The sequence below is a fragment of the Hydrogenovibrio sp. 3SP14C1 genome, from assembly GCF_029625905.1.
GTDB lineage: Bacteria > Pseudomonadota > Gammaproteobacteria > Thiomicrospirales > Thiomicrospiraceae > Hydrogenovibrio.
Genome location: NZ_JARTLM010000004.1, coordinates 68973 through 94858 on the forward strand (window position 1 = coordinate 68973; position 25886 = coordinate 94858).

Annotated in this window: 25 protein-coding genes; 2 read left to right on the forward strand and 23 right to left on the reverse strand. The window is 38.9% G+C overall.

Features of this window, described 5'->3' with window-relative positions:
• Positions 1-8: 8 nt before the first annotated feature.
• The 8 genes from pheS to P8629_RS04345 form a co-directional block, all read right to left on the reverse strand.
• The gene (pheS, locus tag P8629_RS04310; RefSeq protein ID WP_278164799.1) at positions 9-1007 is read right to left on the reverse strand and encodes a phenylalanine--tRNA ligase subunit alpha; all 999 of its coding nucleotides are present in this window, start codon (positions 1005-1007) and stop codon (positions 9-11) included.
• A 275-nt stretch (positions 1008-1282) separates the two neighbouring features.
• Positions 1283-1639, reverse strand: coding sequence for a 50S ribosomal protein L20 (gene rplT, locus P8629_RS04315; RefSeq protein WP_278164801.1), 357 nt, complete (start codon positions 1637-1639; stop codon positions 1283-1285).
• Positions 1640-1651: 12 nt separating this feature from the next.
• Positions 1652-1849, reverse strand: coding sequence for a 50S ribosomal protein L35 (gene rpmI, locus P8629_RS04320; RefSeq protein WP_011371086.1), 198 nt, complete (start codon positions 1847-1849; stop codon positions 1652-1654).
• Between the two features lie 224 nt (positions 1850-2073).
• A complete protein-coding gene (gene infC / locus P8629_RS04325) occupies positions 2074-2628 on the reverse strand; it encodes a translation initiation factor IF-3 (protein ID WP_278165018.1) in 555 nt (184 codons plus the stop codon).
• A 26-nt stretch (positions 2629-2654) separates the two neighbouring features.
• A complete protein-coding gene (gene thrS, locus P8629_RS04330; RefSeq protein ID WP_278164808.1) occupies positions 2655-4583 on the reverse strand; it encodes a threonine--tRNA ligase in 1929 nt (642 codons plus the stop codon).
• 243 nt (positions 4584-4826) lie between these two features.
• Positions 4827-5477 carry a rhodanese-like domain-containing protein gene (locus P8629_RS04335; protein WP_278164810.1) on the reverse strand — a complete coding sequence of 217 codons (651 nt, stop codon included), beginning with the start codon at positions 5475-5477 and terminating at the stop codon, positions 4827-4829.
• Between the two features lie 136 nt (positions 5478-5613).
• Positions 5614-6492 (reverse strand): HDOD domain-containing protein, encoded by an 879-nt coding sequence (locus P8629_RS04340; protein ID WP_278164812.1) that lies wholly within the window; start codon positions 6490-6492, stop codon positions 5614-5616.
• A 16-nt stretch (positions 6493-6508) separates the two neighbouring features.
• On the reverse strand, positions 6509-7402 hold the full coding sequence (locus P8629_RS04345) for an HDOD domain-containing protein (protein WP_278164813.1): 894 nt from the start codon (positions 7400-7402) through the stop codon (positions 6509-6511).
• A gap of 478 nt (positions 7403-7880) precedes the next feature.
• On the opposite strand from P8629_RS04345, the gene P8629_RS04350 reads away from it, so the two are divergent.
• On the forward strand, positions 7881-8528 hold the full coding sequence (locus P8629_RS04350) for a protein-L-isoaspartate O-methyltransferase family protein (RefSeq protein WP_278164815.1): 648 nt from the start codon (positions 7881-7883) through the stop codon (positions 8526-8528).
• 284 nt (positions 8529-8812) lie between these two features.
• Here P8629_RS04350 and P8629_RS04355 read toward each other — a convergent pair whose 3' ends face one another.
• The 5 genes from P8629_RS04355 to P8629_RS04375 form a co-directional block, all read right to left on the reverse strand.
• A complete protein-coding gene (locus P8629_RS04355) occupies positions 8813-9100 on the reverse strand; it encodes a GIY-YIG nuclease family protein (protein WP_278164817.1) in 288 nt (95 codons plus the stop codon).
• Positions 9101-9434: 334 nt separating this feature from the next.
• Positions 9435-10295 carry a DNA ligase gene (locus P8629_RS04360; RefSeq protein ID WP_278164819.1) on the reverse strand — a complete coding sequence of 287 codons (861 nt, stop codon included), beginning with the start codon at positions 10293-10295 and terminating at the stop codon, positions 9435-9437.
• A gap of 5 nt (positions 10296-10300) precedes the next feature.
• On the reverse strand, positions 10301-10564 hold the full coding sequence (locus tag P8629_RS04365; RefSeq protein ID WP_278164821.1) for a ComEA family DNA-binding protein: 264 nt from the start codon (positions 10562-10564) through the stop codon (positions 10301-10303).
• A 223-nt stretch (positions 10565-10787) separates the two neighbouring features.
• On the reverse strand, positions 10788-11918 hold the full coding sequence (locus tag P8629_RS04370) for an LPS O-antigen chain length determinant protein WzzB (RefSeq protein WP_278164823.1): 1131 nt from the start codon (positions 11916-11918) through the stop codon (positions 10788-10790).
• Positions 11919-12111: 193 nt separating this feature from the next.
• Positions 12112-12861, reverse strand: coding sequence for a hypothetical protein (locus tag P8629_RS04375; protein ID WP_278164825.1), 750 nt, complete (start codon positions 12859-12861; stop codon positions 12112-12114).
• Between the two features lie 369 nt (positions 12862-13230).
• Between P8629_RS04375 and P8629_RS04380 the strand changes: the two genes are divergently transcribed.
• Positions 13231-14628 carry an undecaprenyl-phosphate glucose phosphotransferase gene (locus P8629_RS04380; RefSeq protein ID WP_278164827.1) on the forward strand — a complete coding sequence of 466 codons (1398 nt, stop codon included), beginning with the start codon at positions 13231-13233 and terminating at the stop codon, positions 14626-14628.
• A gap of 27 nt (positions 14629-14655) precedes the next feature.
• Here the strand turns inward: P8629_RS04380 and P8629_RS04385 are convergent, their stop codons facing one another.
• From P8629_RS04385 to P8629_RS04430, 10 genes are all read right to left on the reverse strand, one after another.
• On the reverse strand, positions 14656-16014 hold the full coding sequence (locus tag P8629_RS04385) for a phosphomannomutase (RefSeq protein ID WP_278164829.1): 1359 nt from the start codon (positions 16012-16014) through the stop codon (positions 14656-14658).
• Positions 16015-16076: 62 nt separating this feature from the next.
• A complete protein-coding gene (locus P8629_RS04390; RefSeq protein ID WP_278164830.1) occupies positions 16077-17480 on the reverse strand; it encodes a mannose-1-phosphate guanylyltransferase/mannose-6-phosphate isomerase in 1404 nt (467 codons plus the stop codon).
• A 30-nt stretch (positions 17481-17510) separates the two neighbouring features.
• A complete protein-coding gene (locus tag P8629_RS04395; RefSeq protein ID WP_278164831.1) occupies positions 17511-18701 on the reverse strand; it encodes a hypothetical protein in 1191 nt (396 codons plus the stop codon).
• 8 nt (positions 18702-18709) lie between these two features.
• Positions 18710-20005, reverse strand: coding sequence for an O-antigen ligase family protein (locus P8629_RS04400; protein WP_278164832.1), 1296 nt, complete (start codon positions 20003-20005; stop codon positions 18710-18712).
• Positions 20002-21138, reverse strand: coding sequence for a glycosyltransferase (locus P8629_RS04405; RefSeq protein WP_278164833.1), 1137 nt, complete (start codon positions 21136-21138; stop codon positions 20002-20004). Before P8629_RS04405 ends, P8629_RS04400 begins: the two co-directional genes overlap by 4 nt.
• Positions 21131-22156: a glycosyltransferase family 2 protein gene (locus P8629_RS04410; RefSeq protein ID WP_278164834.1), complete on the reverse strand. Its 1026-nt coding sequence runs from the start codon at positions 22154-22156 to the stop codon at positions 21131-21133. Before P8629_RS04410 ends, P8629_RS04405 begins: the two co-directional genes overlap by 8 nt.
• Complete coding sequence (locus P8629_RS04415; protein ID WP_278164836.1) at positions 22146-23600, reverse strand: hypothetical protein; 1455 nt, start codon at positions 23598-23600, stop codon at positions 22146-22148. The genes P8629_RS04410 and P8629_RS04415 overlap by 11 nt, the downstream gene beginning before the upstream one ends.
• Entirely contained in the window at positions 23597-24604 is a 1008-nt protein-coding gene (locus tag P8629_RS04420) for a glycosyltransferase family 10 domain-containing protein (protein ID WP_278164838.1), read from the reverse strand. The genes P8629_RS04415 and P8629_RS04420 overlap by 4 nt, the downstream gene beginning before the upstream one ends.
• Entirely contained in the window at positions 24597-25538 is a 942-nt protein-coding gene (locus tag P8629_RS04425) for a glycosyltransferase family 2 protein (protein WP_278164840.1), read from the reverse strand. Before P8629_RS04425 ends, P8629_RS04420 begins: the two co-directional genes overlap by 8 nt.
• Positions 25519-25884, reverse strand: a complete 366-nt coding sequence (locus tag P8629_RS04430; RefSeq protein ID WP_278164842.1) for a GtrA family protein — start codon at positions 25882-25884, stop codon at positions 25519-25521. The genes P8629_RS04425 and P8629_RS04430 overlap by 20 nt, the downstream gene beginning before the upstream one ends.
• Between the last annotated feature and the right edge of the window lie 2 nt (positions 25885-25886).

Below are 25886 nucleotides of genomic sequence, written 5' to 3' on the forward strand. Positions count from 1 at the left end.
CCTGGTAATTATTTGAACTGTTTTAAGAAACGTAAATCATTTTCAAAGAACTGGCGTAAATCCGTCACGCCATAACGAAGCATTGCTAAACGCTCAACACCTAATCCAAATGCCAACCCGGTATATTTTTCTGAATCCACGTCGACATTTTTAAGTACATTCGGGTGCACCATGCCACAACCCAATACTTCAATCCAACGACCATCGCCAAATAAATTGGTAGCGATATCGACTTCAGCAGAGGGTTCTGTAAACGGGAAATAAGAAGGTCTAAAACGTACTTTTAGGTTCTCATCTTCAAAGAATTGACGTAAAAATTCGATAATTAAAGTTCTAAGCTGTGCAAAACTGGCATTCTCTTCAATAATCAACCCTTCAACCTGATGGAACATCGGTGTATGGGTTTGGTCTGAATCACAACGATACACGCGTCCTGGAGCGATAACTCGCATCGGTGCATCCTGATCTTCCATCGTACGAATCTGAACACCCGAAGTATGCGTTCTTAAAACAGTACTTTCATCAAAGTAAAAAGTATCATGCATCGCACGAGCAGGATGCGTTTCAGGAATATTGAGTGCTTCAAAATTGTGCCAGTCATCTTCAATTTCTGGTCCAGTCGCCACATCAAAACCAGCCTTGGAAAAGATTGTTTCAATACGGCGCAAAGTACGCGTCACGGGATGTAATCCGCCAGTATCCAAGCCTCTTCCAGGCAGAGAAACATCGATGGTTTCTCCAGCTAGCTTCGCGGCTAAAATAGACTCTTCGAGCTCGGCTTTCTTTTCAGATAAAAAGGTTTGAACCGACTGTTTCGCTTCATTAATGATCTGTCCAGCTTTAGGGCGTTCTTCAGCAGAGAGCTGCCCAAGCGTTTTCATCATCGCAGTCAGTTCCCCTTTTTTACCAAGGTACTGAACACGAATCTCATCGAGATGCACCAGCTCAGAAACCGAGTGAATGGTTTCTTTTGCTTGCGCAACAATAGCTTGCAGTTTTTCTTGCATGATCTAAAAGACCTTTAAATATTTAAATTGAGATATGTCAGAGATCATCGGTTACACGTGAAGGTAAACGGTGTTGGCTTATGAGAATCAACCAACCTACTCTGTATTTGTTATTTTTAACGTCACTCAAGGAAGTGATTTTAAAAATAAAAAAGGAGCTCTAGAGTGAATCAACTTACCCAAAACCTGCTCAAAAGCTTTCTAAGAAAGCTAATGAACACATTTTAAGCAGTTTTGAATCCTTCCAAAGCTCCTTGAAATGCTTTAGACAATATCTATGCTAATGCTGCCTTTGCTTTTTCTACAATTGTAGAGAATGCAGCTGCGTCATGAACAGCGATATCAGATAAAACTTTACGATCCACTTCAACACCAGCTTTATTCAAACCAGAAATGAAACGGCTATATGTCATACCATTTAGACGTGCTGCCGCATTAATACGTGCAATCCATAGACGACGGAATTGACGTTTTTTGTTACGACGGTCACGATAAGCATATTGACCAGCTTTGATTACAGCTTGCTTAGCTACACGGAAAATCTTTTTACGAGCTCCGTAATACCCTTTTGCTTGCTTTAATACTTTGTTATGTCTTTTGCGTGCAATTACGCCTCTTTTTACTCTTGCCATCAGTCAATCTCCTTACGCGTATGGAAGCATGCGGCGAACCATTGCCACATCGTTATCATGAATCATGCTTGCAGCACGTAAATGACGCTTACGCTTAGTTGATTTCTTGGTCAAGATATGACGAAGATGCGATTGCTTACACTTAAAACGGCCTGAACCGGTTTTTTTAAAGCGCTTTTGAGCACTTTTATTTGTTTTCATCTTAGGCATTGCTAAAACTCCATTCCAGATAACCCCAGTCTCCCGAGATTATCATCAGTTTTGACGATGTCTTAAATCAACACGATTTAAAACGCTTAACAATAAACAGCACTGAAGAGCTGCACCGGTAATGACTTTTTCAAGACCACCCCAGTTATTGTTTTTTCCCTTTTTTACTTGAGGGTCAAGATTCTAAAAGGCAGTTTTGTAATCAAAACTCTCTTTATTGAAATTTATTGTTTTTTGATTGGCGCAACCATCATTTGAAGTTGACGCCCTTCCATCTTCGGCATTTGCTCAACAGTCGCAACTTCCTGAATGTCATCACGTACTCGTTCTAACATTTTCATACCCAGTTCTTTATGCGTGATTTCACGCCCTCTAAACCAGATAGTGACCTTAACGCGATCGCCATTTTCCAAGAACTTCATTAGATTACGCATCTTAACATCGTAATCACCCTGCTCAGTTCCTGGACGGAATTTAACTTCTTTTACCTGAACCTGTTTTTGTTTTTTCTTCGCTTCATGTTTCTTTTTTTGCTGTTGGTAAACATATTTACCATAGTCCATAATGCGACAAACAGGTGGGCTAGACTTTGCAGAGATTTCAACTAAGTCCAACTCGGCTTCTTTCGCGACGTCTAAGGCCTCTTCAATTGAAACAACCCCTCTTTGCTCTCCGTCCGCATCAATTAAGCGAACTTCTTTAGCAGAAATATTTCCGTTGATATTATCCTTAGGTGCTTCTGGTTGTTGCGGTCTTCCACGACCTCTTCTAACTGCGATAGCTTTATCTCCTGATTAATAAAAAACTATGATTCAACAATACGACCCAAATGGGAAATGTCCTCAGACAGTAAATCGATCAATTCTTCAAATGAGAAGCTGCCTAAGTTTTCACCCCCACGGGCTCGTACATTCACGGTACCATTTTCCATTTCTTGGTCACCGACGACTAAAATGTATGGCACACGCTGTAAAGTATGTTCGCGAATTTTAAACCCAACCTTCTCATTTCTCAAGTCCGATTCAACTCTAAACCCCTGTTTTTTCAATTTTTTAGCGAATTCGGCAACATATTCGTTATGCACATCGGCAATCGATGCAATAACAAGTTGAGTCGGCGCTAACCAAGTCGGGAACTTTCCTTCGTAATGCTCAACCAGAATACCGACAAATCTTTCCAATGATCCCAGAATCGCTCGGTGAATCATTACAGGATGATGTTTTTCATTATCGGCTCCAATATAAACCGCATTCAAACGCTCTTCTTGCGTCATCGAGAAGTCTAGCTGGATCGTGCCACACTGCCAAACTCGACCAATACAGTCTTTTAATTGAAACTCGATTTTAGGGCCATAAAACGCCCCTTCGCCTGGCTGCAACGCATATTCTAAATTTGCGTCTTTTAATGTCTGCTCAAGCGCTTCTTCTGCCAAATCCCAAACATCATCTTCCCCCACGCGCTGTTCAGGACGTGTTGAGAATTTCACTTGAATATTATCAAACCCGAAATCAGCATAAGTGTTAAAAACAAGATCAATACACGCTTGAACTTCTTCTTTAATTTGTTCTGGTGTACAGAAAATATGCGCATCATCTTGCGTAAATGACCGCACACGCATCAAACCATGCAAAGTTCCGGACGGTTCATTTCTGTGCACCAAACCAAACTCAGCCAAACGAATCGGCAGATCACGGTAACTACTCAAGTTATGGTTATACACCTGAATATGCCCCGGACAGTTCATTGGCTTAACGGCATAATCACGGTTTTCTGTTTCCGTGGTAAACATATTGTCTTTGAACTTATCCCAGTGGCCTGATTTTTCCCATAAAGTACGGTCCATAATTAACGGCGTACGAATTTCCTGGTAATCATTCTCTACCAACTGCTGACGCATATAGTTTTCAACCACACGATACAGTGTTGACCCTTTAGGATGCCAAAATGCCATTCCAGGCGCCAATTCATCAACATGAAACAAATCCAACTGCTTCCCTAGCTTACGATGGTCACGCTTTTCAGCTTCTTCCATCATATGCAAGTAATCTTTTAATTCTTGTTTGTCTGCAAATGCGACACCGTAGATACGTTGTAGCATTTTATTATCTGAGCTGCCGCGCCAATAAGCACCAGCCACATGCGTCAATTTAAAGGCTTTAATAAAACCCATATGAGGCACATGTGGGCCACGACACATATCAATGTATTCTTGATGATGATACAAACCAAATGCTGTTTCATCTGGCATGTCTTCAATCAACTCAATCTTATAGTCTTCCTGGCGTTCTTTGAAAGTAGCTAATGCTTCAGCTCGTGGCGTCATTTCTTTAATGACTTCATATTTTGTTTTCGCAAGCTCTTTCATGCGTTGTTCGATTTTTTTCAAATCTTCCGGGGTAATCTTCTCTTCCAGGTCGATATCGTAGTAAAAACCATTTTCAACGACAGGTCCAATCGCCATTTTGGCTGCTGGGTAAAGCTGTTTCAGCGCATGACCGAGCAAATGCGCACACGAGTGGCGCATAATATGTAAGCCATCTTCATCTTTCAGCGTAATAAGCTGTAATTCAGCATCATCCGTAATTAAATCACTCGCATCTTTTAATTGACCATTCACACGACCGGCGATCGTTGCTTTGGCCAATCCTGCTCCGATATCGGAAGCAACTTGCATGACAGTAACGGCATCTTCAAACGCTCTTTTCGAGCCATCCGGCAAGGTAATGATAGGCATATGATTTAACTACTCTTTATATCTTTAAACAGGTTTAAACAAAACTCAAAGAGGCATTTAATGCCTTGAGCTCTCTCAGCGACAGGCAGCCTTTGTAAGGCCACGGCGATCAACTTTTTCACGAAGCAAAAAATTATAGCATAACAGCCCAATAATAATTTAATTTTATTAGGCTATTTAAGCGGCCTTATTAAGCTTTTTATCGATAGGTTTACTTGGCTTATCAACACGTTATTAGAAAGGCTACGGACTGACCGTCGTTAGACCCGCGGCATGCCATGCTTGCATACCGCCTCGATACCAATAAATTTTGTGCGCGGGATACCCCATACTCACCAGTGCTTTGATATTGGTGGGTGACTGACCGCACCAAGGCCCATTACAGAACATCACCAGCGTTTTGGCATGCGAAAAATCCCAAATATTATCGACAACCGACGCTCCAAACTGAAAGGTTAAAATCCCTTCCACCTCAAGCGGTTCAAAACTAGACGATTGAGGAAACAACTTTGTCCATGGAATATTGGTGGCACTCGGAATCGTTCCTTTCGCGACCCAATCCGGCGTTCGAGAATCAATGATTAAAATCGAATCATCCCCGGCCGCTTTTCGTTTTAGAAAGTCCAACATTTCCAACTCACCAATCGTTTTCACGCCCGGCAATAAGTTCATCGGCTGTAAACAAAAAGGCGGGCAAGCGCGCGAGGTTAAAGCAAAATCTTCATCTATTTGATTCTGCTGATCTTGATTACGCATAATGGTCACAGGCTGTCCATTATGCTTGACGGTCACTTCAGCCAGTTTTTCTGTGATTTTAACATCAAGGTCGTGGGCCGCTTGTACTTGAAACGATAAAAAAAGAACCGAGCTTAAAATAAAAAATTTATTCAACATTGCAACCGCCTTTACGCATTAAAGCGTTCATTCAAAAACACTAACGTATTGATTAAAAAGAATTATCAATCAAATTCAGAATATCAAAGTTCTGAAACCCTGTCAAAGTAACGCGTTTAGGGCTTCAAATCACCGACTAGAACAGGCCCGTTTGAGCGGCATCTTCCAAAGCCTTCTCAATCATTCCCTTAAAATCCGCCTCTGACAAATCAATTCTTTTCAAAACTGCTAAGGAGCGCTCACCCAACATACCGGTTTCTGACACCACCAACCCATTGGAAACCCCTAAATAAAAAGCGCCGGCTTCCGCTAACAGCGTTAAATAAGCATTTTTTTGAAACGCCCTTTCAATACGCTCAGGGGAATTGTGACCCAACACCCCCATCACTATAGATTGCGGCCATTCCCAGTTTTGAATAATTCTCGCCCCGACACTCGCATGAGATACCCCAAAAATGTTTCTTTCTGCTGACACTAAATGTGTTGCGCGCCCTAAAGAATTTTTTTCAACCTCTTTAATCCCCGCCTCCGAATAGGTCGCTAAAATAAAAACGCCGATATCATGCAACAGCCCCATCAAGAAAGCTTCATACTCATTCACCTTAAAATAAGGCGCTAACGACTGCGCAATAAAAGCCGAAACCATCGAATGTTTCAAAAAATCCGTCTCATTCAACGGCACTTTGCTTTGGCACATGTCTAAGAAACTCAACGCCACAATCATAATGCGAACATCGTTAACACCCAGCAAATAAACCGCCTTGGCAACTTCGGTTACCCTTTTACCTGAAGGGGCGTATTTTGCACTATTGGCAGTTTTAATCACCCCGGCCATCATTCGTGGGTCGGACTTCAATAAATCTGCCACTTCATCCACATGCGTGCCTTCTGGTTGATCAACCAGACGATCAAATTCCGTCAACATTTTGGAAAAACTGGGTAAGCGCTTTACCTCTGCCAGTGCATCAATCACATCGGCACTGGTCACTTTATGGTTTGATACAGCTTGTTTCATAAGACGTGCTTCATACTTAAATTAAACTCGATTCTTTTGCCCATTCTGCCGCACTAAGCACCAAGTCATTATAGTGCTCAAGGGGTAATCCAAAATATTCCAATCCATTCAATAAAGTATCGGTCGGAACATCCCCTTTATGCGTCACAACGCCATTGGTGAGCCCACCAAAGAAAGCGCCCTGTTCCGCTAAATACGTTAAATACGCGTAATTTTGAAATTCTTCCGGCGCAGCATGCGGTGCATGATGCATGGCAACGCCCATCACCACCTCTTTCGGAAAACGCCATTGTTGCAATAAACGCCCACCTAAGACAGCATGGTTCGTCCCAAAAACAGACTGTTCAGCTTGTACATAAAAAGCCGCATCCCCTGCAGACTCTTGAATTACTTGTTTATACTTCTCACGACTTTCTATTGCCAGTAGATACGCTCCAATATCATGCATCAAGCCACATAAAAAGGCTTCTCCCTGATCAAAGTGAACCGCTTTTGCCAACGCCTGTGCAATAAAAGCCGACAGCATGGCATGCCGCATAAATTCTTTTTCACTGAAAGGCGGTTTGGTTTTAACCGTCGATTGGTAATTAATAGCGTGCGCCATCATTCGCACATCCTGAGTGCCAAGACGCTGAACCGCTTCTTCGATGTTGGTAATATTATAACCAGGCGAATAACGCGCAGAATTAACCGCACCAATAATACCGGCGGTTAAACGCGGGTCCTGTGCCACTAAAGCGGCCACCTCATCTAAATGAACATCCTTATTCGAAGAGAGCATCTGCTCTAATTTCATCAAGGCATTAGGGAAGCGTGGCAAATCATCCAATACTTTTAATCTTTCTAAAATAACTCGACTGACATTGGGCTTTGCTTGTTTTTTTTCTTGAACGTCTTGAACTGCTGACACGTCATCAAATTCCTTTCAATTGACCAGAACAGAATTAACTTTTTAACCGTTGCCACGCTAACACACCTCATTCCAAAAACCTTAACAATATTCACGGCTTTGACGCAAACTCAGCAACCCAAGAAAATATACCTTTTTCAAAAACAATGAGCAACTCTCTAACCCCACACAAAGCCCTTAAAGACAACTTTTTGAACCATCACTAACAAAAACAGCCTGGCCTGGCTGTTTTTTAGAATAAAGGCTTAAAGTAAGCTTCTTAAGCTGGCACATCTCAAACCGCTCTGCTTCTTGAATTGCTTCACAACAGGCACAATCTATTAACCTGTTTTTCACGATAAAATTCAGCTATAATTAAGCGCCTATTTTTTTGGCAAGCCATTTTTATTCACACCCCAAACCGGTGAATGGCTTAATGCAACGCCGATCCATACAGAGACATTGGCCAATAAAATAAGAACCTAAAAGGAACGAAACAATGAACTATGAACAAGCACGCTTTAACATGGTAGAGCAACAAATACGCCCTTGGGACGTATTAGACCCTAAAGTACTCGACTTGTTCATGTCGACGCCACGCCATGAGTTTGTGGCCGAATCACAGCAAGCGCTTGCTTACAGTGATATTGAACTGCCCATTGGCGAAGGGCAAACCATGCTGCCTCCCAGAATTGAAGCACGCATTTTACAAGCCTTGGACACCGCCGAAAATGAAAGCGTATTGGAAGTCGGAACCGGGTCAGGTTACACCACCGCCCTATTGGCCAAAAGCGCTCAAGAGGTCACGACAGTGGAAATTTTTCCTGCTTTACAAGAAACCGCAAAAACACGTTTAAAAGCGTTTGACAATATCCATTTTGAACAAGGCGATGCCGCTCAAAACTGGGACGATGGCAAGCATTATGATGTGATTTTTCTAACAGGGGCCGTTGCCAGTGTTCCGGAAGCTTACAAACAAAAATTAAATTTAGGCGGGCGTCTGGCACTAACGGTAGGACAAGATCACGTGATGACAACCCAGATAGTCACTCGAGTCAGTGACACAGAATGGGAAACCGAAACACTGTTTGAAACCGTGTTACCTTTTTTGATTCATGCCGAAGCCAAAGACACCTTTACGCTTTAGATCGCGCATAGTAGCGATTTAATCTGCCCCCTAATAACGTCATACCAACCCCTCTCGTCATGCCGGACTTACCTCGGCATTTCTAACCCACAGTAACCGTCATGCCGGATTTGATCCGGCATCCCTAACCGACTATGCACACCTTAAGAGATTCCGGCCTGCGCCGGAATGACGTGCAATGGGCGGGAATGACGTAGGCGCCGGTGACGTACACCCTTGTCATGCCGGACTTGATCCGGCATCTCTATCTTCAACAACAACTTTATGCTGAACTTATGTCTGACCTAAATAATTTCATTCCATAAATCTTGCCAATTTGAGTTGATTCCAGAAATCAAATCATCCTTCCATTCTCTACGCCAGTTTTTTAATTGCTTCTCTCGTGCGATAGCACTTACCATTTCTTGATGAATTTCAAAATAAACCAATTTATCAACGTTATACTTCTTAGTAAAACCTTCAATTAAATGATTTTTATGTTGGTAAACTCGTTGGGACAAATTCGAAGTGACGCCAACATATAAAACCTTATTTGATTGGTTTGTCAAAATATAAACAGCGGGCTGCTTCATCAAAAAACCTCGCTAATCAAGCTTTTAAATTATAAAAGATTCCGGCTTTCGCCGGAATGACGTGTGGGAGCTAGAATGACGAATAGAGGCATGAGTGACGTATGTACATTAGAATAATAACCCCGTCATGCCGGACTTGATCCGGCATCTCTAACCGACTATGCACACCTTAAGAGATTCCGGCCTGCACCGGAATGACGTGTGGAGACCAGAATGACCAGGGGCCGGAATGACATGTGGGAACAGGAGTGACATGCGTGAACGAGAATAACAAAATCCACGTCATGCCGGACTAGATCCGGCATCTTTAACCAGCGTAAAACATTCGAGCTCATCACAACCCCTGATCTAACCGAATTCGCATAAAAACAGGAAAGCGTGGTTTTCCAGACCCCGTCAGACCATAGTACTTAAACGTAATCCATTGTCCGATTTTAGGAGGATGCTTTCTTTCCTGCAAACTTAAACCAGAGCCAATCGACAATCGCATCTTGCCCTGCCAATCACACCGTAAAACACCAACCAACCCGGTAATTTTACCTTTTCCCGGTTTATACCCCACCACCAGACACTCATCATCTTCATAAGCTTTCATTTTCAAAGCTTGATCACTTCGCCCGGTTTCATGCAACCGATTCGGCGCTCGTAAAACCAGCCCTTCCGCCCCCATGGCAGTCAGCCGCTCAAATTCCGCTTTTAAATGTGCCTCACTTCTAATACGTGTTTGCGGAATAATCTTCACATGCGGCAATGAATGTTCCACCAAATAATCTTTTAGCACAGCCAAACGATCCATCAAATTGCCAGCTTGATTCGGCACCTCAAAAACTTGATAGGAAACAGCATGCCACCGATCATCCGGTTGTTGTTGCCGAACAATGGAGACTACATTTTCAAAATCTTGTCGCTTCGTCCATAGCTCTCCATCTAATTCAAACGGCGGAAAGTCTTCAACAAACCAACTCGGCGCTTGAATCTCATGCCCTCCTCTGGAAATTAATGTCTTTCCATTCCACTTAGCTCGAACGCCATCCAGCTTCTCACTCATCCACCAACCGATCACCGCTTGGTTTTCCTGATACGTTTGCAACAACAGCATTTTGGGCGGACCGGCACCTGCCAATGAGCTAAAGAAATTGAATCCTATAAACGCAAAAAGGAGGCAAAGCCCCCTTTTACAATGACAAATTCGCATATGGATTATTTTGGATCAGACAATAAAATATCTTTTTTATTCTTGGCAATCGTCTTAGCGCCAATGCCTTTTACCTGGCCTAATGACTCAACCGTTTTAAAATCGACATGCGCTTTACGGTACGTCACAATGGCTTCCGCTTTCACTTGACCAACACCACTCAGTGAAGCCGCCATTTCTTCAGCTGACGCGTTATTCACATTCACCGGCGCCGCCAACACACTGACCGACAAAAACAAACCAAACATAAGTGCAACTAACTTAATCATGAAAGTATCCTTTTCTAATATTTTAAATGTAGTGTTTTCGCTATCGTCTTAATAAAGACACGGTTCAAGAATACTCAAAATAAGTATTTTTTCTTAAACACAAAAAACGATACTACTACAAACATTCGGAAAAAGAAAATAATTTCAATTTGTTAGCTAAAACCGACACGCTTGAAACAAAAAAGGAGGCCTATGCCTCCTTTTCACTTCCCGACCCTTTAGACTAACTGGCCGCTAACGTCGCTTTTCTGTTTTTGATGGCACGACGAATCAGTGCAATAAACACACCCAACATCAACCCCAGCACACCGGAAACGGCCAGAATTAACGCTTTTTTAGGTTTGACTTTATCGGCATAAGTCGCCACCGCATCAATCCGGACCACACCAAACTCATCCTTGGCAATTTTTAAGTTTTGCAACTGTTGTAAGCTTTGCTGCCAAGCACGTAAATTTTCAATAAACGGATCATCATTCTTCCGAGCTTCAAGCACCTTCTTTTCTGCCATCAATAAATCTGAACCCAGCATATATAACGGAAAGCTCTGAGACTCAGCGCTATTGACATTATTAATATTCAAACTCGGTCCCTTGGAAATCGGCTTTTGGATATTCAGACTTTGCGTGATGGCAATGGCTTCGTTTAACTGCGCCAATTTATCCAAACGACGGTCTAATTCCACCTGGCGCGCACTGTCGATTTTTTGTTTTAATTGACGCTCCCTTGTAACTTTTTCTACATGGATTTGAGTATAAAGCTGTTGAACAGTCTTTTTTTGAGCCATTGTGACTAATTCGTTTACTCTTTTTGCTACCTCTTGTTCTGGCAAAGGTAACGCTAAACTTACAGAGAAACCACCCAAATCCGATTCTTTATTAAAAGGCGTCACAGAAAAGTTTTGAACAAATTCATCAAACGCATCTTTGTAGGCTTTAATTTGTTCTTTTTCAGAAAGTTTTTCATAATCAGGTTCATATAATTGAATTAAATCATGCTGATCAAACAATTTTGTTAAATTTTGCCGAGATTCCAAATTGGTTTTAAATGCGTCAAACACATCTTTAACCGTATAAGCGTTAGCGTTAGCGTTAGCGTTAGCGTTAGCGTTTAATAGAATACTCAATTCATTCATCGGCAACACATCTTCTTTCGTAGGCGGCAATAAATAACTGGTTGCTTTATAAACCGGTGTCACCGAAAAAGCATAAATGGCGCCCAAAGCGACCACGACAAAAAAAGACAAGAAAACCGTCCATTTCTCTTCAACCAAACCATTCCAAAGCTCAAATAAATCAATTTCATCCTCCATCGAAGCATTTTCTTCAAAATGCGGGCGTACTGGCTGTTTTTCCATAAATCTTAAACTCTTTTATTTATCAAAATTACGAATCATTGTTCTGATCAAAAGTATACCGAAAAACGGCCAGGCCTGGGTATTTTTACGACGGGCATTCAAAGAAAAAACCCGTTCAACGGGCGCAAAACTTATTAACGCTTTCCCAAAAAAATCAGCAAAGCCCGTTTAGCCCTTTAAAAACAGGCTACCTTTAATTATCTAAAGACTTTCGTTGCTTAAAGGTTTTCATACAAATCACATTAGAAGCGTCAGCGGGTGAACCTGCTTCAGGCACAGGTATGTCATTCAAGGTATTTGAAATGCCTTCCGAAAACGACTCTGAAAATTGTCGCGCCCAATAATCGATAAAATCTAAATCGGGAATGACCTTTTTATGACGTTTAGGCTGGTCGCTGATTTTGATGCGTTTAGGCAAGGTGTTCAAGTGCAATTGCAGACCGGCTAAATCCGTCTTTATCAAGCTGCCAGCTTCTCTGTATTCTTGACTGAGCCATTGCTCGGCATCCGCCACATGACCATTCACACTCATGTCGGTGTTCCGCACCCACTCAAAGCTTTCCAAGCGTTGATCGAGTTGTTCCAGCTGGGCTAAAAACGCCATTTTCTCGAACCGTCTTTTGGGGTCTGTGGCCAGCATGTGCTCCACCGCTTCGGCTAGAGACTGAGTAAAGTGCACTTCAAAGTCCGCCTTATCCGCCGAAAAGACCGGGATAAAAACCGTCATGCGTGTATTCGCTTCCACCGCAATCACACAATGCCCTCTGTCACCACTTCCAAAATATTTTCCAAGCTCATAATACTGACACTGCCAACACATACGCTCATCATCCGAAGTCAACGGCCTGCGCCCTACTTGACTAGCATTGAAACTGGGATAGCGTTCAATGTCATTTCCAAACCACTTACAAAAGGCATTGGAACCGGAAAAAAGAATTTTCATATCAAACCTTGTTTAACAAACCGTTTCAAATCACACTTTATCGAGTTAAACGTCATAATGAACTGTCCAAACATCTAACTTCCACACTTTTCGGACTAACTTGCTAACTTTTTCATAATGCAGAATCTCCTGCGTGTAGTTTACGAGAAAATTCTACTTTTGACCTCGGTTATTTTTCGAGGGGATTACAAACCTGCTTTAATTCCCTTAATGAATCCAGTCTTCAATTTATCAACCGCCGGTTGACACACAGGGCAGGCCTGGCTTTCATCCATCTCTTTTCCCTAAAGGCTTTGTTATTTTTAATCTTAATTAACAATACTTTTTCGTTATAATACGCAGAATTAATTGAAACGAAAGCTCAAAAAAATGATTGAAAGCATCAAACCTGACCAATCCGGTTTTGTCTGGATTCATCGTGTAACAGATTTAATCCTCCCTTTTTTAATCCTATCTTTAAGCTTGCTGCTTTATGAGGTGCCCTGGCATGATCGTTACATTGTGTTAGGCATGCTCGGAGGGCTTATTTTTGTAACGGCGGCACAAATGGTCGGCATTTATCAAAACTGGCGTGGCCGCCCCATTTTTAACAGCATACAACTCATTATTAAAGCTTGGATTATTACCTGGGCCTTCTTAATCATCCTTGCCTTTCTTCTAAAAGATTCTGAAAATTTTTCTAGAGGTGTTCTACTCATTTGGGCGACGCTGACACTCGTGAGCCTTATTGGTTACCGTTTTTTAATTAGAATCGCACTGATATATTTCCGAACAAAAGGCTTCAATAATCGTAAAATTGCCATTGTTGGTGCAGGTAAGGTAGGTCAACATCTTGCCCAAGTTGTTAACAGCAATCCATGGCTCGGTTACCAGATCATTGGATTCTATGATGATAACCCAAATCTAACAAACCAAAAAATTGACAACCTTCCCATACTCGGGACATCAAGTGAAATTTTCAAAGCCAGTCAGCAAGGGCGTTTTGATGAGCTTTATATATGCCTGCCATTAAGAGCGGAGAGCAGAATTAAACAATTACTCAACCAGCTTACAGACAGCGCGATCATCGTTAAATTCATTCCTGATTTATTCACATTTGACTTAATGCATGCGAAATGGACTGATTTAAAGGGTATTCCTATTGTCAGCGTTTTTGATACGCCATTAAGTAGCACAACAGCTCGCATATTAAAACGCTCTGAAGATGTAATATTATCTTTTATCATCTTAATACTCATCAGCCCAGTACTTCTCAGTATTGCCATCACGATAAAACTAACGTCTACAGGCCCAATCATATTTAAACAAAAACGCTACGGCCTTAATGGTGAAGAAATCAAAGTTTATAAATTTCGTTCAATGACGACTCAAGATAACGGCCCCGTAGTTAACCAGGCCACGAAAAATGATATACGTATTACACCACTTGGTGGATTTTTAAGGCGTACAAGCTTAGATGAACTACCTCAGTTTATAAATGTGCTACAAGGAAAGATGAGTATTGTCGGGCCAAGACCACATGCCATAGCACATAACGAAGAATATCGCCAGCTTATCCCTAAATACATGCAGCGCCACTTAGTTAAACCTGGCATTACCGGCTGGGCGCAAATTAATGGATGGCGCGGTGAAACAGATACTCTAGAAAAAATGGAAAAACGTGTAGAATACGACCTACATTACATTAATAACTGGTCACTTTGGTTAGATACTAAGATTATTGTATTAACAGTTTTTAAAGGATTTATAAACAAAAACGCTTACTAAAAAGTAAGCGTGTTTAAAACCTAAAAATTAATTAATTAAAGTTTCTATCTCTTTAACCTTCCCCCAAACTAAACCATTATCTCCACGACTTTCTATATTCAAACGCAATAAGGGTTCAGTGTTAGAGGCGCGAATATTCATACGCCAATCATCAAATTCTAAGCTCACACCGTCGGTTTTATCTATTCGTGGGTTTTGCGAAGCAAAATGTGCCATAACTTTTTCTAATACTGCAGACACATCATTGACAGTGTAATTAATCTCACCACTACATGGATAAGCTTCCATTCGTTCGCTTATTAAAGAAGATAACGGCTTTCCGGTTTTGCTCATTAGTTCTGCAATCAACAACCATGGAATCATTCCTGAATCACAATACGCAAACTTTTTAAAATAATGGTGTGCTGACATCTCCCCACCATAAATAGCATCCTCCAATCGCATACGCTCTTTGATAAACGCATGGCCTGTTTTGGATTGAACCGGAATCCCTCCGGCTTTTTGAACCTGGTCAATTGTATTCCATGTCAAACGAGGGTCATGAATGACTTTTTCTCCAGGGTGTTTTGCCAAAAGTGTTTCAGCCAGTAGTCCAACCAGATAATAGCCTTCAATAAAATCACCGTTTTCATCGAACAAAAAACAACGATCAAAATCACCATCCCAAGCAATACCAAAGTCAGCTTGGTGTTGTTTTACAGCATCAGAGGTTGTGCTTCTATTTTCTGGAAGCAGAGGGTTTGGCACTCCATTAGGAAAGTGCCCATCAGGCGCCTCATTTACAAAAAAGCACTTAAAGGGGAACTTTTCAGCAATTTGCTTTATCACCGCGCCTGCAGAACCATTACCTGCATCCATGACAATTCTCAGTGGCTTTAATTTCGACAAATCAACGTAAGAAAGTAAATGATCAATATAAGCAGACTTATCAGTTTCAGAAATAACCAAGCCTGGCTGATTTTGCGCACTATCAGAGTGTTTAAAATCTTCTTCAATCACTCGGCGCTCAATTTCTTTTAAGCCTGTATCTCCAGAAATGGGCTTTGAACCTGCAGCCACTAATTTCATGCCATTATAGCCCTTAGGGTTATGGCTAGCGGTAATCATAATACCACCATCTGTTTCATGATGAAAAGTGGCAAAATACACTTCTTCAGTTCCGCACAGATCAATATCCAAAACCTCGGCACCACCCTCTGTCAACCCACACTTTAATGCCTCAGCCAACCCCTCACTTTCCAGGCGGATGTCATACCCCACCACGACGGATTTAGCATTCAACTCTGCCACAAACGCACGACCGATTTTGTAAGCCAACTCTTCACTTAACTCTTCCGGCACCTTGCCTCGAATATCATAAGCTTTAAAACATGATAAATTTTTCATAACTCTTCCATAAAAAAGCCAGCAAAGCTGGCCTATAAAATCTCAACACAACAAAAACCGAATTAACGACCGTAAATATCTTCTATTCTAACAATATCATCTTCACCGGTGTATTCTCCGACCTGGACTTCAATCATTACCAAGTCAATTTTCCCTTGATTTTCCAGACGATGAACTTGGCCCATCTGAATATAGGTTGATTCATTTGCTCGAACCAAAAAAACATTTGAATCAACCGTGACTGTAGCGGTTCCCGAAACCACAATCCAATGTTCATTTCGATGGAAATGCTTTTGTAAAGAAAGCTTACTTCCGGGCTTCACAACAATTCTTTTAACCTTATACTGCTCAGAATCAATCAATACCTCATAAGTTCCCCATGGACGATGCGCTAAACGATGAATTTCAGCCAACTCAGGAGATTGTTTCTTGATCATGGAAACGACTTGCTTGACCTTTTGAGAACTACCCTTTTTGGAAATCAGTATCGCATCCGAAGTATCAACAACCAGCAAATCTTCTACATCAACCAGTGCCAATTGACGATCTCTCGTCACCAAAAGGTTGTTTTTCGAGTCAATACAAATAGGCACCGGTGACTTATCTATTCTAGGCAATACCGCATTTTCATTCGAGTCGTCTTTTACCTCATCATACAAGGCATCAAAGCTACCCAGATCTGACCATCCCATATCACAAGGAACGACTTTAACCATATCTGACTTTTCCATCACGGCATAGTCAATACTGTCTTCAGGAATGGACTGCATAGCGTCCAAATCAATTTTGATGACCTTGTCATCCTGTGAAGCACACCCCTCTTTGGCAGACCGCATAGCCCGCAACGATGCCTCATAAATTTCTGGAGAATGCTGTTGCAGTTCCGCTAAAAAAACACCGGCTTTAAAGCAAAACATACCCGAATTCCAATAATAATTTCCTGCCTCAAGATATGAACGAGCTAGCTTGACGCTCGGTTTCTCCTTAAATGAAAGAACATCATTACCAGAAGCTTCAATATAACCAAACCCTGTTTCAGGATAGGTAGGTTGAATACCAAAAGTCACTAAATTTCCTTGCTCAGCTAAACTTTTTGCTTTAATCACGGCATTTTCATATGCATTCTGATCCTTAACCAAATGGTCAGAGGTGGTGACAAATACCAAATCATCTTCATCCAAAGCTAAGCACGCCAAAGCAATTGCTGGCGCTGTATTCCTTCCCTCTGGCTCAAGCAAGAAACGAGAAGGCAGCGATGAAATTTGACTTAATTGATCAACGGCCAAAAAATACTGTTCGGTATTGGAGATCACAAAAGAATGGCGGCAAACGGATTGATTTCGAATGACCGTATCCTGAAAAAGAGAATAGCCATCAAACAGACGAACAAATTGTTTTGGCAACATTGTTCTGCTCAATGGCCATAACCGGGTTCCTGACCCGCCACATAAAATAATATTGATCAACTTTATATCCTTTTAACAAAATTAAATATACTAATTTGATTGCCTATATCGATAAACGGCGCCAAGCAACACCCAAAATATTGGTGCCATATAATGCAACTCAAACACAGGAGTCGTCATAGCGAGCATCAAAAAAAATACAGTGAGAGGTATCAGTAAACTTAGTTGCTTATCCATTACTATGGATTTTAATGAAAGCACTTTAAAAATAAAAATAAAAAATAAAGCAAGGGACAATACCCCAGAGAAATGAATCATTAACAAATAAGAGTTGTGGGGATTAAAGTGAATTACTCCACTGCAGTCCGAAAATAAAGATAACGTTAATTTTTCATATATTGAGGTTGAAAAAAAAGGCGTAATACCACTACCAAAAATAAAATTTGATGGAAAATAAAGAAAGTCTTTGAAGTAATCCTGCCACACTAACAACCTTGTTACGACGTTATACCAAAATATATCTCCTTGATTGGCGTAAACAATATATTCTTCAATATGAAGTGTCATAAACCATACAACGGAAGCTGCAACAATTACAGAAAACAATACCGCCATTCCTAAGAAACGACGAAATAGTGTAAAAAGCAAAGTTGCTATTATTGCTAACATAGCCCCTTTTACAAACATCAAAGCCGAAAAAAGGAGTAAAGGAATCAATGTGATCAAATATTTATTCAAACTAATTCTTAAACAATATATTAGAGAAGCTATTAATCCTGCCGAAATTACTGGAAGCATATCTGATGAAGTTCGTACCAGAAAAGGCAATTGACCAGTCCTATAAAAATACTCCCCAACAAATAACGTGATCCCAATTAATGTTGAAAACCAAATCGTATTAAAAATCAACTTTATATCTTTTTTATCGAAAGCTACTAAACTTATCAAGAAAAATAATGGGTACAAATAAAGTCCTGAAGCAGCTAACCAAAATTTTAACGGAACAATGCTCTCATAGGCTCTATATGCCTGAAACAAACCCAAAATAATAAATACCAATAATATCTGAACAACAAAATCTTTATACAGTTCTTTTCTGAGTACTAAATAGAAAGCAAGAGGAAACAAAATCAAAATAACCCATTGCGACTCTCTTAAGCCTAAAAATTCAATCTGTGCTGTTTGATTTCCTAAAACAATTGATAAAAATAAAAAAAACAAGAGTGCGTATTTAATAAACCCCTCAAGCTTATATTGATTAATTAAAACAAAAATATTCATAATATAAATTAATCAACATCCGTTCGTGCATACCTAGCATTTAATGAAACGGCTGCAACATAAGCCAAAACAAACCAAGTTTGCATATGATATAAAATATGATGCATAAACGAAACGACTGTAATAAAAACTAAGCAAGCAATAAGAGAAGCTTTCATAACACCTTTCGCCATAAAAAAAACATTTCTTGTGTATAGAAACATGGAAACAATAAAGAATATCAATCCTACCAAACCGATTTCATACAATAACTGTAAATATACATTATGGACATACATATTAGTTGCCCATCCATAACCAAATAAAAGTCTAAAACTACTTTCATATAGCTGGTTAAAGACATAGTTAAATTTTTCCAGCCTTTCTTGTCCTGAAGCACCGATGTCCATGGTAGTCCTGCTTTCAAATAAAAAGCGTACCTGATCAGAAACTTGATAAATAAAAATAAAAACTATAACGAATGCTGTAACAGTTAAAAATAAGTATTTAAAATTACGTTTTAAACGAGATAAAAAGAAAAAAGAAAACAAAGCTGAAATTGCTAAAGCTAACCATGCAGCTCTAGTTAAAGTCAAAAATTCCAATAACAAGAACAACAAAGCTAACCACAATTTCGTTTTTTTAGAAAAACTAGTAAAAGGCATGAGAAAAATGGCATATGCTAATATCATCGAAAATTCATTAACATTCGCGCCAGGGTTAAACCTATAAAAACTAACGCCGCTAATATTTACAATATGGACTCCAGCTGAGATTGGAGCTAAGTCTACAGATGAAAGACTTCCATTCAAAACAAAGTAAAAAACAAAAAAACCTACAAAAGAAGAGAGAACTGTACCAATAACAAAATAATCAGCAAACTTAGTGTAAATGTCTTTATTCTTAAGGATTGAAGTATAAATAACGGCGCTATACAAAAGAAGGGCAAGATAAGAAAAAACTCTCAACAATGAACTTTCGGTTTGTTGTTCATTAAGTTGATATAGAAATATCCATTCATAATTCTGAATATAAAACAGCGATAGCGCAGGAAAGAAAAATGTAAAAAATAAAATCTTCGTATTTCGATTGACACCAATAAACATCAACCATACAAATGCGACTAAAGAACCAAACATAAACGCGAATTTTAAACCATACATGCCAGGAATGGGAAAGTAAACTAACTTTCCAATTGGAATTAAAGCAACGGATAGCATAAGTAACTTTTCAAAGAAGGAAAACTGGCTCTTATTCCCTGAAAAAATTTTCAAAGAAAATAGGGCTAAAATTAAGTGGCCAGCATGGTATAAAAAAAGATTCATCGAATGTATTCTTTCTCTAATAAATTCATGTATAAACCTCCTAATTGCTTCGACATCCTATCCAAAGAAAATAATTCTAAGGCATGTCTTTTAGCCTTTAAAATCATTTCTTGCTGTATCTTGCTAGAAGAGGTTATCGCAACTCTAATTGCACTTTTCATATCTTCAATATCGTCAGGTTCAAAAATAAACCCACGTTTACTATTAACTACTTCTTTTAACCCACCTGTATTTGATGATATCACAGGAACTCCAACCATCATGGCTTCAACAGCAACATACCCAAATGATTCAAATAAAGAAGGAATGAGAACAAAATCCATATTTGTCATATGTTCATACACATTGGTGACTTCTCCATGAAAAAAAAATCTTTCTTTCATCATTGATTCCCCAGCATCCTTTTCAAATGTACTTCTAAGCTCACCATCACCAAAAAAATGAAGCTCTAACAATTCTCCTTCCTGCAATAATTCTTTAACAGCCTGAAAGGCCAAATGCTGCCCTTTTTCTGTTCTCAACATGGCAAATACACCAAGTTTTTTAGGAATGGATTTAATACATTTTCGTTTTTCAGTAAAAACTTCCGGCAACTCTACACCATTATAGTTAACAAACGTTTCAACGCTTCCGCAAACAAACTTACGCTTAAACTCCTCAGCAGTATAATTTGATTCGAAGATTATTAAATCGGTAAAGTAACAAAGCGTTTTTTCAACCAGCTTATATACTTTTGCTTCAACCGGTTTAAACATGCTATGAACAACCCCTCCATGAGGGGTATATATCACTTTACAACCCGCTAACTTACCGGCAATTCTGGCATACAACCCACCCTTAGCTCCGTGGCCATGAACTAAGTCAATTTGATATTTTTTAATAAACTTATAAATTTTATAGATATTTGTTAAATCACTTTTTGATGGTTTTTTCAAAATATTTAGAGTTTGATGGTTAATGATTTTTTGTTTAATGGCATCAATTTCATCATAATAAATTGAATCACCCTTTTTAGAAGAAATATAAAAAAAATCGAACTCAACATTTAACCTATTCAAAATATCATGGATATGCTTGCGAATCCCACCGACGGGATCTCCAACAACCTGCAATATTCTTAATTTTTTAGTCATTGCCAAATTTTACCCGCTTCATTAAAATGGAAATACGCTGTTTAAATGGAAGTGAAATAATCACTTTTGTTATCAGAGCGATCATGAAATATTTAAAATGAAATCTTGAACGCAAAGCCATTGGAAAGTTTTTTCCCAATTCCATGGCCTGAAATGCTTTATTCCCGAGAATCAAACGATTAAGATTCGTGTTCGCTCTGTCTTTCATTAACAAAAAATTACGATAGCTTTGTAATCTGACATTGGAATTATTCCCTTGCTCTTGGTGCTTTAAGAAATCATCTAACACAAGAAACAAATCATGGTCATCTTTCCTAACTCTAGCTAGATTATACGAAAAGCTTGAAGATGAGAGTCGGTAGTTAATTAAAGGACGGTTAATAAACCCAAAACTGCCCTTTTCTGTCAGCCTAAACCATACATTCAAATCAGCAGAAGACTTAAACCCCCCCCCCTTAAACTCTTTAATATGATTTTTTAAAATATCCGTTCGAAAAAGAACACTCGGGCAAGTTATAAAATTTCCATATTTGAATGAGAGTTCAATCAATTCATCACGTGACAACTCGATTTCTTGGGAAGCCTTTCTCCGTAACTCTTCAGGAATCATTCTATCGCCGATATATTGTCCATTCTCATTAATTATTTTTGCATGAACACTGACCGCTTGGCAATTCTCTCTATCAGTCAAGAATGCCACTTGACTAGAAATAATATCAGGTTCATACACATCATCAGAGTGGAATATCGCGCAAAATGACCCTTCAGCTGCATTGATACAGATATTAAAGTTTTCCTCACCCGATACGTTTTGCTCTCTTGTATGAAGCTCTATTGGATAACCTTGATCAATAAAACTACGAACAATTTCTCTCGAATTGTCGGTTGAGGCATTATCGAATATTTTAATTTTAAAGTTGTCGTAGTCCTGTTGAACTATACTGTTCAATGTGTCATGAATTGTATCTTGATTGTTGTAACAAGGTATACATATGCAAACTAAAGGCTTATACGGCATTGGGTTCACTTTTATTATATTGCCTAAATAGAACCATTGCGGCAAATACACCAGAAACCAAAATTATCAATATAGATAACAAGATATCTTGTTCCCAATTTTTAAAAAATACAGATATTACCGCAACCGGCATTAAATAAAGCACAACTTTTATAATTTCTTTCCAAGGAATATTAAAACTTAACAATCGCTGAGAAGATTTTTTCATGATAATAAAGGAAACAAGCCACGCCGTGATTAAAGTAGCGACAACGCCAGCTTGCCATTCGTCGATTCTCATCGCAACAAATACGCCAGACACTCCTATTAAACTTCCCCAAAAATAAGGCATAATATTTTTATGTGTTTTATATTCACTGTGAGCTGCATGACTAAGAATATTAGTAAAAATCTTTATAAGTTCAATCACTACTCCAAACATTAAGAAAATATAAACCGAAGAAAACCGTTGATCTGCCAAAATGTTAACAAGATATGGTGATAAGCACATCAACACAAACAACGCTCCTGTCACCATCGGCATAGTATTTGAGATAAATGCCTGAAAAACTTTTTCTCTATCTTTTTGTGTCTGAGCATCAGATAACCCTTTATAGAAATGTGCATGAAATACTTGCATCATTAATGACTCTACAGCACCCGCAAGACTCACGGCTAACGTCAATCCCAGACCGATATATGCGAGTGCTTCTGCAGAAATTTCGGCTTCAACAATCAGCTTATAAAAATTCCCAAGAGACCATAATAAAAGTGTAGCTATCGATAATGGAACAGTAAATCGAGCAATATTTCCAACATCTCTAATATTAAAGCTAGGAAGACTGATACTTTCCGATCTAGCCACAAATCTCAAAAAAAACATTAATGCCAATAAAAAACCGATGCCTAACCCCGCTGCTTGCCCAACCAACCACCAAAACGCAGAAGAATTATAAGAAAGTATAAAAAACGATGCTAATGCTAAATATAGTACTGTTGACAATAGAGTAAAAAATATAAATGCTTTTCGATAGAACAACAAATTTAACGATGGAATTAATGTCTGATTCCAAGTATTAAAAAAGACAAACAAACTCACGGCAATAGAGAAATAAATCGTAGTTACAGTGCTACCTATATTCAAATAAATAAGCGCAAAAGGGGTTAAAAATGCGATGAATGAGACAAAAAGAACATAAAAATTAAAAATAATAAAGTGCTGAAGCATCGTTCCTTGCTGTAGCCACTCATTTAATTTTCGATTTAGAAAACTTCCAACTGGATTTATTAATGCCAAACCAAAAAAAGTCGCTACAGCGAGCATTAAAATCAAATTTCCAACTTCGTTAACCGAAAGATTGGTGGTAAAAATTCTAACGGCTGCAAACAGCAATAAAACTTGTATCAACTTGCCAAAAGCCAGTAAAAAAAGATCTGATTGTAAAAACAGCCCTAACTTTTTCATTTAATCAGTGTTTGATCGATTAAAGTACGCACAAAGTAATCTGCCGAAAAACGCTCAGCTTTTTCTGATGCTAAAAATAACTCGATCTCATTTAAATAGTTCTCATATTCATGATCGGACATATTTATTAAAAAACTATATAACGACTCATAGTTTGGAAAGTTTCTCATATCAATATAACAACTATTAGGAATATGATTATCTATATTATCAGCTCCCCAATATACTGGAACACAACCTGCCACAAAACAATCAAATATTTTTTCTGTAATATACCCAGAAATATCTCTAGCGTTTTCAAAACAAATCGCAAATTTATACTTTTCCAGAACTGGTTTTTTCTGCTCTACCTTTCCACGATATGATGGGAAAACTGGTGCCAACAATCTCGTCAAAGGTTTGATTTTGTTTAATGCTCTGATGAGCTTAGGTCCAGAAAAATGATAACTATCCCAACCAATACCGTACAAATCAAATTGATCCAGATGATTTGCTTCAAACCACTGAATGATTTCAACTCTTTTAGAATAAAGCTCTAAAGAATGGTTCACTTTTTTATTTCCCGCAATCAAAGTACACAGTTTTTCTTTTTTTGAGAGGTCCTTGGAAATTCTTTTTGGAATTATAAAAGAGAAGTTCATCTTAAAATATTTTACATTATCAATAAGATCATCATTCCAAGTAAATACTTTATTAAATGCCTTGTGTTTTTCAGTATCCCAATTATCTGGACGAATAAGTTCACTTTCAAACAGCAACAGGTAGGACTTAGCATGCTCGGTTATCGGAGGCAGCTGTTTAGGCATTTCATTATAGAACACAATATCGGAATTCGATGAAGGATGAATGTCCGACGTCGCCAAGTCATACCCTTTCTCCAGCAACTTTGCTTTTAGTAAATAAAATGGATATAAACAATTATCTCTATTAAGTACTGCATTATGCAAATCAAATAATCGATTTGCTTGGTAAGCATTAGGAACAACAATTGAGGCTTTAATCAAAGTTAATTCTTTCCTGTTCAAAAACTAATGGTCTATCTAATACTTGAGTGTAAATTTGTCCAATATACTCGCCTAAGATTCCAATAAAAAACAATAAAACAGCGAACGCAAACGATCCTCCAATAACTAGTGGAGCAACCCCAACAGGCACTTGATCCCAATAAATTATTTTCACGATTAAATACACCAATCCAATCAAAAATGAAAGTATGCCTACCATGACGCTCAAAAAAATTGCCATTCTTAATAAGATTTTAGAATTGTTTATTAAACCTAAAATACCTATATCATAAAGCGTATAAAAGTTGTTTTTGGTTAGCCCTCTAATTCTAACAGGCTGATCATATTTTACTTTTTTTACTTTAAACCCAACTTCAGCGACCATGCCTCTAAAAAAAGGATAAGGATCCCTAATCGACTTCAGAGCATTAATGGCTTTCCTGTCATACAACCCAAACCCTGTAAAGTTTTTAAACACATCTACTTCGGATAACTTATGCAATACCGAATAGTAAAGTTCACGAACTTTATACATTAGCTTATGCTCAGAACTACTTCCCTTAACTCCAAGCACGATATTATGACCGTTTTCATACTCAGCTATGAACTTGGGAATCAAGCTAGGTGGATCTTGCAAATCCGCAACAACCAGCATAACAACATCGCCTGATGCTTGAGTTAAGCCATATACAGGAGAACGAATATGTCCAAAATTTCTTGAATTAACAATGATCTTTAATTGCTTATCCCTTGAAGCAATCTCCTTAAGAATATCTAGCGTTTTATCCGTAGATGCATTGTCAATAAAAATATGTTCATAATCATAACCGGGTAATTGAGCACTAATCACATCTTTAACTTGCTCATATAACTCTTTGACATTGCCTTCTTCGTTATAACATGGGGTTACAATACTAATTAATTTTTGTTGCATAAACATACCTTTGATTAAAAACAAATCCTAAACCAGCAATTAAAAGTACTGCAATAAAACTCGCAATATACAAGTTAACACCATAATATTTCATGACTGCTATTATCACTACATTCAAGGAATATAACACCATATAAAAGCCTACAAAACGAATAAAGTAACGTCCAGACCAAGACCTATTATTAAAAACAAACCGCCCATAAGAACGATAGTTAAATACGACCCCTAAAATAGTCGCAACTAGCACCGAAACAGCATAATGAACTCCCAAAAAAAGCAATGCGATTACTACTAGATAACCAAATAGTGTGTTAAGCCCTCCTACGAGTAAATACTTAATATACATAA